Genomic DNA, 8773 nt, shown 5'->3' with positions numbered 1-8773 from the left:
GTCGGCGAAGACGCCCATCTTGCGGGCGGTGGGGCCCAACTGCTCGACCAGGCCGTGCAGCTCGGCCACCGCCTCCGGGGCCGGCTCGTACGCCTGGCCGGTGGCGGCGGCGAGGTCCCAGCCGTGCACGGTCAGGTCCAGCAGCGCCATGCCGCCGACGACGGTCTGCGGCATGCCCATGCCGGGCGAGACGCCCTCCAGGGTGGACGGATCCGACCAGGCGGCGATCAGTCGACGGGTCTCCGTCTCGAACCGGTCCCGCCAGTCGTCGGTCAGGTGGTCGGGCTTCGCGGACCATTCCACCGGCCGCTTCACGGCCAGCTCCTGAAAGTTCACCACCACCTCGAACAGATGGTTGAGCAGATCCCGGACGACGTAGTCGCGGCACGGCGTGGGCAGGTCGAGCTGGTCGTCGGCGATGCCGCGCACCACGTCGACGGTTCGCGGCGCGGCAGCCGCCAGCAGATCGCTAGTCTGAGTGGCCATAGGGCCAGCGTATGAGGGTGGTCTTGAAGAAATGCGACAGCGACCGCGTGGCGACAGCCGGGGCATCCTCGACCCTGGGCGGTTGCTGCGCGAGGTGCGTTTTCGCCGGCACCTGCCGGCGGAGTCGCTACGCCCCTGGGTCGAGCACTACTGGCTGATCGACTGGGCGTTGAGCGCGCCGTTCGAGCAGCGGATCGTGCCGCACCCGGCGGTGAACGTGGTGTTCCGACGCGACGGCGACAGCACCGAAGACGGCCACGGCACCGGCACCCGCACCGGCACCGGGCCGGAGACCGGCGAGGTGGCCGGGGTGGGCCGCACCCTGTTCCGGATCACGCTCACCGGCACCGGCCGGGTCTGTGGCGTCCAGTTCCGGCCCGGTGGCTTCCACCCGTTCTGGCGGCGGTCGGTCGCCGAGCTGACCGGCCGCCGGCTGCCACTGCCCGTCGGCCGGCTGGCCCCGCCCGACGGTCCGGTGTGCGCGGGCACCGACGACGAGCGCCGCCGTGCACTGGACGCCGTGCTCATCGGCTGGGCGCCCGAGCCGGACCCGGCGGTCGAGGAGGCCGTCCGGCTGGCCGAGGCGATCCGGACGGACCGGACGGTGCTGCGGGTCGACCACTTCGCCGAGCGCCACGATCTCCCGGTCCGCCGGCTGCAACGGCTGTTCACCGAGTACGTGGGGGTCGGCCCGAAGTGGGTGATCCGCCGCTACCGCCTCCAGGAGGCCGTCGAGCAGGCCGCCGGCGGCCCGCTGAACTGGGCGGGCCTCGCCGCCGACCTCGGCTACAGCGACCAGGCCCACCTGGTCCGTGACTTCACGGCCGTCGCGGGCGTGTCACCCGCCGCCTACGCCCGATCGGTCCACTGAGTGCCCGGCGGACCGGACCGACGCCGGTTCAGTGGCGGCGCAGCACGATCACGGCCACGTCGTCCTGGATCTCCGGTGGGGCCAGCTCCACCAACAGCCGCGTGCAGAACCGCTCCAGGTCGGCGTCCACCGTCCTGGACACCGCGGCGAGTGCGGACAGCCCCTCGTCGATGGTGGCGTCCCGCCGCTCGATCAGCCCGTCGGTGTAGAACACCAGCGTGGCCCCGGCCGGCAGCACGAACTCCAGATCGGCCGGACGGGGCGCGCGGACGCCGAGCAGCGGGGCCGAGTGCTGCACGAACTCGACCTTGCCGTCCAGGCTGAGCACCGGCGGCAGGTGACCGGCGCTGGCCAGCCGGACCCGCCCGGACGGCGGGTGCAGCAGCAGCACACAGAGGGTGGCCAGCTCGTCCGGCAGCAGGGTCCGCATCAGCTCGTTGACCCGGTGCAGGATCTCGCCGGGCTGGTGCCCCTCTACCGCGTACGCCCGCACCGCGTGCCGCAGCTCGGCCATGACCGTCGCCGCGTGCAGCGAGTGGCCGGCCACGTCGCCGATCGCCAGCAGCAGGTGCCCGTCGAGCATCACCAGCTCGTAGAAGTCACCGCCCACCTCGGTCTGGGCGCTGGCCGGCTCGTAGCGCACCGCGAGGTCCAGACCGGCCACGTCGGGCAGCCGCCGTGGGAGCAGGCTGCGCTGAAGGGTCACCGCGATCCGGTGCTCCTCGTCGAACGAGCGCTGCGCCTCCACCGCCGCCGCCACCGCCTGGGCGAGCTGCACCAGCACCGGGGTCCGGGCGGTCTGGGTGGCGGTCGGGACCACCACGTACAGCGGGGCCCGGTCCTCGCGCAGCCGGGCGGCGGCCACGGTCACCGAGTCGTTCGCCGGCCAGTCGAGCAACCCCCAGTTCGCCGGCGCGTCCACCCGGACCGTGGAGCCGGTGGGCACCCCGGTGTCGTCGACGATCCACGGCACCACGGTGGCCTCGGCGCCGGGCCCGGCGCAGATCCCGGCGAGGCAGTCACCGTCGAACGTCTCGGCGATCACCGCCGCCGGGCTCTTGAAGATCTGCGCGGCGCCCGCCGCGGCAGCCTCCAGCAGCCGCGTGAAGGTCGGCGCGGCGTGCACCGCCACCGTTGTGTCGGCCAGACCGAGCAGCCGCTCGGCGAGCAGTTCGGCGCGCTGCCGGGCCCGGTAGTAGCGCAGCACCGCCCGGGTGGTGGCGATCAGCTCCTCCGGCTCGATCGGCTCGGTCAGGTAGGCGTCGGCACCCCGGGTCAGGCCCTGGGCGCGGTCGGCGACGTCCACGGCGTGCGCCGACACGTGGATCACCGGCATCGCCGGGTGCGCCGCCTTGATCCGTTCGCAGACCTCGTAGCCGCTCAGGTCGGGCAGCCGGACGTCGAGCACCACCAGGTCGATCCGGTCCACCTCGACCCGCGCCAGCGCCTCGGCGCCGTTCTCCGCCTCGAGCACGGTGAAGCCGGCCCGGGTCAGCCAGCTGACCAGCAGGTAACGCTTTGTACGACTGTCATCGACCACCAGGACGGTCGCCGGCCCGCCGTCCACGGTCACGCTCCGCCCACGGGTAGGGAGACCGTGAAGGCGCTGCCCCGGCCCGGCTCGCTGGTCAACTCCAGCGTCCCGCCGAGCAGCGTCACCAGGCGCCGGGCGTACGGCAGGCCGAGGCCGGTGCCGCCGACCCGGGTCGCGCCGGGCACCTGGTAGAACTCCTCGAAGATCCGGTCGTGCAGCTCCGGGGCGATACCCGGGCCGGTGTCGCTGACCGTGAAGCTCCACCGGTCGTCGCGCTGTTCGGCCCGCAGTCGCACCTCGCCCCGCTCGGTGAACTTCAACCCGTTGTGCAGCAGGTTGCGCAGCACCTGACCGAGCAGCACCTCGTCGCTGCGCAGCACGGCCGGCGCGGGCGGCTCCTCGACCACCAGCTCCACCTCCGGCCGGCTGGCCAGCGCGCGCAGCGTGCCGCGCAGCTGGCCGAAGACCGGGCGCAGGTCCACCTCGGCCCAGTCCGGCTCGATCCGGCCGGATTCCGCCTTGGCCAGGTCGAGCAGCTCGTTCACCAGCGTGAGCAGGTCGGTCGCCGAGGAGCGGATCAGGTCGACCTGGCGAGCCTGCTCGACGGTGAGCGGGTCGGAGGCGGAGTCGGAGAGCAGCCGCCCCAACCCGATGATCGCGGTCACCGGGGCGCGCAGCTCATGGCTCACATTGGCCAGGAACCGGCTCTTGGACTCGCTCGCCGCGCGCAGCTGGGCCGACTTCTCGTCCAGCTCGGCGTAGAGGGCGACCACGCCCCGGTTGGTCTCCTCCAGCTCCTCGGTCAGCTGGTTGTAGAGCGCCAGCACGCCCCGGTTGGTCTCGGCCAGCTCCTCGTTCAGCACGGCCAGCTCGTCGCGCTGGCTGCGCACCTCGTCGAGCGCCGAGATCAGCTGCCCGTTCTGCACGGTCAGCTCGTCCAGCGCGCTGGCCGGCGCGGTACGGCCGAGTTCGGCGCGGAACTCGGCGAGCCGCTCCGGGGTCGGCGTCGGCGCGTTGGCCGGGACTCGTCGGGACATCCTCACGACCGTAGCCCCCTGGGCGGTCGACACGCTCAGCGTGTCGACCAGTCGGGACACCGCGCCGGACTGCGGCTCGTACCGGCCGTTCGGCAGCGGGGCCGCCGGAGCCAGGTCGGCGCGGAGGTGGAACCGGCCGTCGGCGCCCGCGTCGACGTGGAAGGAGACGTCCGCTCCCCCGACCGAGCGGAGCAGGTCCCGGGCCACCTCGCTGAGCGCGGTGGCGATCCGGATCTGGTCCTGGTGTTCCAGGCCGACCACCGCGGCCACCTCACGGCCCCGCTGGCGGATCACGAAGATGTCCTGCTCGACCCGCAGCGCCATCTGCAGCAGCGGCTGCGTGGACGGCTCCCCGGTCATGCCCAGGACCTCGCGACCAGCACGCAGGCGTCGTCGCGCCGCACGCCGGCGTCACGCAGCAGTGTCGCCGCCATCACCAGCGGGGATCGCTCGGCCAGGCCCGGGTAGTCGGTCAACCGCCAGCGGTCGACCACTCCGTCGCTGTGCATCACCAGCCGGGCACCCGGGCCGAACGGGTATTCGTACCCCCGGACCGTCGGCCGCTGGTGCCCGGCGATGCCGGGCAGCGACACCAGCCCCCGGCGCTGGCCGTCGCCCTCGATCACCACGCCGGCGATGTTGCCCAGCCCGGCGTAGTGCAGCATTCCGGCCTCCGGCGCCAGCTCGGCGACCGCCAGCGCCGCGCCGCGGGTGTACGACATGGCCCGGTGCAGATGGCTGACGACCGCCGCCGGCGGGCCGGCCGGCGCGTCGCGGAACGCGGTCCGCGCCGCGTCGGTGGCGGCGGCGGCCAGCGGGCCGTGCCCCAGGCCGTCGCTGACCAGCACCTGGTGCCGGCCCTCGGCGACCCGGACGGCGTACCCGTCGCCGCTGACCGTCTCACCGGCCAGCGGCCGGGTGAGGGCGCCGGCCCAGGAGGGTTGGGCCGGCTCGGCCGGCCAGACCTGCACGGCGAGGACGGTGCCGCGGCCGGGCAGGGAGTACGCGTCGAACCAGCTGGCCTGCCGGGCGATGGCGCCCAGACCGATGCCGAGCGTGCCGGTGGTGGAGTGCCCGTCCTGGGAGGAGACGCTCAGGTCGGCCATGCCGGGTCCGGCGTCGATGGCCACCAACTCCACGCCGGCCTGCGCCGCCCGGCGTACCGGCCGGAGCAGCAGGACACCCTCGTCGGCGTGCTTGACCAGGTTGCTGGTCAGCTCCGCGGCGACGATGGCCAGGTCGGCGATGCGCGCCTGGCCCAGCTCCACCTGCTCGCCGAGGCGCTCGGCCGCGCGCCGGACGGCGCTGGCCGTGCTCCCGGCCTCCACCCGGAACCAGATGCCGCTGTCGGTGACCGGGTCCCCGTTCACCGCGACCACTTGGTGACCGTGATGCGGGTGCCGGTCTCCGGGGAGGTCTCGATCTCGAATTCGTCGACCAGGCGCCGGGCGCCACTGAGACCGAGGCCGAGACCGCCGCCGGTGGTGTAACCGTCGGTGAAGGCCAGGTCGAGGTCGGGGATGCCGGGCCCGGAGTCGGCGAAGACGATGCGTACGCCCCGGCGCCGCCCGTTGTCCACGGTCGCCACCTCCACCGTGCCGCCGCCGCCGTACACCAGGGTGTTGCGGGCCAGCTCGCTCGCCGCGGTGACCACCTTGGTCTGGTCGACCAGGGAGAGCTTGACGGCCACCGCCACGCCACGGACCAGCTGCCGGACGCGCACCACGTCCTCGTCGCTCCGGATCGCCTGCGCCTGCGGGTGGCCCAGGTCGATGCCCGCGGTCACGGCGTGGCCGTCTCGGCGTCCGGATCGTCGTCGAGCTGGTAGTCGAGCTCGTCGGCGCGGGCCGCCGCGATCAGCTCCATGCCGCGCTCCACGTTCAGGGCGGTACGGATGCCGTTCAGCGACAGTCCGAGTTCGACCAGGGTGATGGCGACGGCGGGGCGCATCCCGACCACCACCGTCTCCGCGTCGAGCACCTTCGAGATCGACGCGATGGTGGAGAGCATCCGCCCGACGAAGGAGTCGACGATGTCCAGCGCCGTGATGTCGATGATGACGCCGTGGCAGCCGGTGGCGACGATCCGCTCCGCGAGGTCCTCCTGGAGCGCGACCGCGGTCTGGTCGGACATGTCGAGCTGGATGGAGACGAGCAGGATGTCACCGATCTTGAGGATCGGAACCCGTTCCATCAGACGTCCCGGCGTGGCTGGCGGCGGGCGGTCTCCACCCCGTTGAGCCGCAGCACGTGGCGCAGCGCGTCGGCAAGGCTCGCCTTGGTGGCGATGTCACCGAACTCGATGCCGAGCGCGACGATGGTCTGCGCGATCTGCGGCCGGATGCCGGAGATGATGCAGTCGGCGCCCATCAGGCGGGCGGCCACCACGGTCTTCAGGATGTGCTGGGCGACCTGGGTGTCCACCGCCGGGACGCCGGTGATGTCGATGATCGCGTACGGGGAGCCGGTGTCGACCAGGGTCTGCAGCAGCCGCTCCATGACCACCTGGGCCCGGGCCGAGTCCAGGGTGCCGACCAGCGGGACGGCGACCACGCCCTCCCAGAGCTTCACCACCGGCGTGGAGAGCTCGAGCAGCTGCTCGGCCTGGTCGGCGATCAGGCTTTCCCGGGTGCGGACGAAGCTCTCGAAGGTGAACAGCCCCATCTCGTCGATCAGACGGGAGAAGGCGATGTAGTCGCGCAGCGCGTTGTCGCCGCCGGCCTCCTCCACGAGCCCGGCCAGCACGTCCTTGAGCGCGAAGACGCTGATCGCGGTCTCGGTGGCGGAGAAGCCCTGTCGGGCCCGGCCGCGGGACAGGTCGGAGAGGGCGGCGCGCAGTTCGGCGGCGCTCTCGGCGGACAGGTCGATCGCGCCGTGCTCGCCGGTGGCGACGATGGCGCTGTGCAGATCCTGGACCTGCCGGCGCAGCTCGGCCTGACTCAACCGGCCGCGCAACGAACCGGCGACGATCTCGGTCCACCGCTGCGTGACCCGCTCGGCGTGACCGCCGAGCAGCGCGGCGAGCCGACCACTTTCCTCGGCGCTCAACGCCATTGCGAAACCCCCCTCGACCTGGACCGGGCGGACTCTATCACCGGGGGCTGCTGCACTACTTGCCCCGTAGCAACGGAATGATGATGGCCACCGGATCCCGGCTCCCGTTCTGCGTGTGACCCCCGTCGTGGGATACCGTTCCCCCGATAACAGGAGGTCTGGCGAATGTCCTTGACGGTGCACACGGAACAACGCGGCGACGTGGTCGTCGTGTCGGTCGCGGGCGAGCTGGACATGGCCACCGCGCCGCAGTTGCAGGACCAGATCACCGACCTGCTCGACAAGGGCCGCAACCGGCTGGTCTTCGATCTGGCGGAGGTCTCGTTCTGTGACTCGACCGGCCTGTCGGTCTTCGTCCGCGCCAAGAACAGCTGCGACGAGGCCGGCGGCGTGGTGCGGTTGGCCGCCCCGCAGCGGGGGGTGCTGCGCATCCTGGAGGTGAGCGGCCTCGTCGAGGTGCTGCACACCTACCCGACGGTGGATCAGGCCGTCGCCGGCGAACCGACGCCGGCCTCCTCCTGACCGCTGCCGCTCCTCACTCGTCCTCGACGTAGCGGGGACGGGCGATCGCCATGCCCGCCGCCGTCTGCACGGCGAGCGCGACCAGCAGGAATCCGATCGGCGCGGTCCAGCCGCCGGTGACCTCGTAGAGGATGCCGACCAGCATCGGGCCGAGGGCGGCGATCACGTACCCGGTGCTCTGCGCGAACGCGGAGAGCGCGACGGTGCCCTCGGCGGTCCGCGCGCGCAGGCCGATGGTGGTCAGGATCATCGGGAACGCGCCCTGGCCGATCGCCAGCAGGATCACCCAGAGCAGGGCGGCGCCGTGCGGGGCCAGCGCCAGCCCGAGGTACGCCAGGGCCGACGCGGTGGTCAGCCCGAGCACCAGCGGGCGCAGCGTCGCCAGGCGGCCAGCCACGGTGGGCATCAGCAGCGCGATCGGCACGCCGAGCGCGGTCACCCCGGCGAGCAGCAGCCCCGCCGACTCGGGCTGGTAGCCGGCGTCCCGGAACAGTTGGGCCAGCCAGCCCATGATCGCGTACCCGCTCAGCGACTGGGCGCCGAAGTAGAGGGCCATCGCCCAGCCCAGGCGCGTGCGCGCCGGCCGGACCCGCGCCGTCGGGGCGACGGCCACCGTCGGGTTCGCCCGCCGCGCGGCCGCCCGGGTTCGCAGTGCCAGCGGCACCCACGGGAGTACGGCCACCGCCGCCATCGCGGCCCAGATGCCGAGCCCGGCCCGCCAGGATCCGAAGGCGTGCGCGATCGGCACCGCGGTGGCCGCGGCCACCGTCGTGCCCGCGGTCAGTGCCATCGTGTACGCCCCGGTGACCAGGCCGGTGCGGTGCGGGAAGTGCTGCTTGACCAGCATCGGCAGCAGAATGTTCGCGACCGCGATGCCGGCCAGCGCCAACGCGCTGGTGAGCAGGAAGATCCAGGCCGAGTCGGTGGCGACCCGGAGCACCTGCCCGGCGACGAGGGCGAGCATGGCGACCACCAGGATCCGGGCCGGCGCCACCCGACGGACCAGCCACGGGGTGAGCGCGCCGAGACCGGCGAACGCGATGGTCGGCAGGGTGGTGACCAGACCGGCGGTGGTTCCGGAGAGCCCCAGCCCGTCGCGGACCTCGTCGAGCAGGGCGCCGAGACTGGTCACCGCGGCGCGCAGGTTGAGCGCCACCAGCAGCATCCCGACCAGCACGAGCGCGCCACCGACCGCCGCTCCGGCGCCTCCCGCCCCCGCCCTGGCGAGCGACCCCGGGACGGGCCGTCGGACCCACCCGGCGACCGGCGG

At 73.2% G+C, this 8773-nt stretch carries 10 protein-coding genes; 2 read left to right on the top strand and 8 right to left on the bottom strand.

The window, feature by feature from the left end:
- The coding region (locus tag EAD89_RS29170) for a TIGR03086 family metal-binding protein (RefSeq protein WP_121677933.1) at positions 1–486 on the bottom strand (486 nt) is incomplete at its 3' end.
- Between the two features lie 31 nt (positions 487–517).
- Here EAD89_RS29170 and EAD89_RS29165 point away from each other — a divergent pair.
- Positions 518–1357, top strand: coding sequence for an AraC family transcriptional regulator (locus tag EAD89_RS29165; RefSeq protein ID WP_121677929.1), 840 nt, complete (start codon positions 518–520; stop codon positions 1355–1357).
- 28 nt (positions 1358–1385) lie between these two features.
- On the opposite strand, the gene EAD89_RS29160 is transcribed toward EAD89_RS29165, so the two are convergent.
- The 6 genes from EAD89_RS29160 to EAD89_RS29135 are packed head-to-tail and all read right to left on the bottom strand — an operon-like array spanning position 1386 to position 6981.
- On the bottom strand, positions 1386–2924 hold the full coding sequence (locus tag EAD89_RS29160) for a SpoIIE family protein phosphatase (protein ID WP_121677932.1): 1539 nt from the start codon (positions 2922–2924) through the stop codon (positions 1386–1388).
- Positions 2925–2926: 2 nt separating this feature from the next.
- Positions 2927–4288: a sensor histidine kinase gene (locus EAD89_RS29155; RefSeq protein WP_121677928.1), complete on the bottom strand. Its 1362-nt coding sequence runs from the start codon at positions 4286–4288 to the stop codon at positions 2927–2929.
- Entirely contained in the window at positions 4285–5298 is a 1014-nt protein-coding gene (locus EAD89_RS29150; protein ID WP_121677931.1) for a SpoIIE family protein phosphatase, read from the bottom strand. Before EAD89_RS29150 ends, EAD89_RS29155 begins: the two co-directional genes overlap by 4 nt.
- Complete coding sequence (locus EAD89_RS29145; protein ID WP_121657233.1) at positions 5295–5714, bottom strand: ATP-binding protein; 420 nt, start codon at positions 5712–5714, stop codon at positions 5295–5297. The genes EAD89_RS29150 and EAD89_RS29145 overlap by 4 nt, the downstream gene beginning before the upstream one ends.
- Entirely contained in the window at positions 5711–6121 is a 411-nt protein-coding gene (locus tag EAD89_RS29140; RefSeq protein ID WP_121657234.1) for an STAS domain-containing protein, read from the bottom strand. The genes EAD89_RS29145 and EAD89_RS29140 overlap by 4 nt, the downstream gene beginning before the upstream one ends.
- A complete protein-coding gene (locus EAD89_RS29135; RefSeq protein WP_121677927.1) occupies positions 6121–6981 on the bottom strand; it encodes an STAS domain-containing protein in 861 nt (286 codons plus the stop codon). The genes EAD89_RS29140 and EAD89_RS29135 overlap by 1 nt, the downstream gene beginning before the upstream one ends.
- A gap of 165 nt (positions 6982–7146) precedes the next feature.
- Here EAD89_RS29135 and EAD89_RS29130 point away from each other — a divergent pair, with 165 nt between their 5' ends.
- The gene (locus EAD89_RS29130) at positions 7147–7503 is read left to right on the top strand and encodes an STAS domain-containing protein (protein WP_121657236.1); all 357 of its coding nucleotides are present in this window, start codon (positions 7147–7149) and stop codon (positions 7501–7503) included.
- A 13-nt stretch (positions 7504–7516) separates the two neighbouring features.
- Here the strand turns inward: EAD89_RS29130 and EAD89_RS29125 are convergent, their stop codons facing one another.
- Positions 7517–8680, bottom strand: coding sequence for an MFS transporter (locus tag EAD89_RS29125; protein ID WP_121677930.1), 1164 nt, complete (start codon positions 8678–8680; stop codon positions 7517–7519).
- Positions 8681–8773: the final 93 nt, after the last annotated feature.

This window comes from Micromonospora sp. BL4, from assembly GCF_003667505.1.
Classification (GTDB): Bacteria; Actinomycetota; Actinomycetes; order Mycobacteriales; family Micromonosporaceae; genus Micromonospora.
The sequence above is the reverse complement of the archived record's forward strand: the minus strand, read 5'-3'. Positions and strand labels throughout refer to the sequence as shown.

Bases quoted from the DNA above. Each gene is read 5' to 3' on its own strand.
- EAD89_RS29165 (WP_121677929.1), top strand. From the start codon at position 518: ATGCGACAGCGACCGCGTGGCGACAGCCGGGGCATCCTCGACCCTGGG.
- EAD89_RS29155 (WP_121677928.1), bottom strand. From the start codon at position 4,288: ATGACCGGGGAGCCGTCCACGCAGCCGCTGCTGCAGATGGCGCTGCGG.
- EAD89_RS29140 (WP_121657234.1), bottom strand. From the start codon at position 6,121: ATGGAACGGGTTCCGATCCTCAAGATCGGTGACATCCTGCTCGTCTCC.
- EAD89_RS29135 (WP_121677927.1), bottom strand. From the start codon at position 6,981: ATGGCGTTGAGCGCCGAGGAAAGTGGTCGGCTCGCCGCGCTGCTCGGC.
- EAD89_RS29130 (WP_121657236.1), top strand. From the start codon at position 7,147: ATGTCCTTGACGGTGCACACGGAACAACGCGGCGACGTGGTCGTCGTG.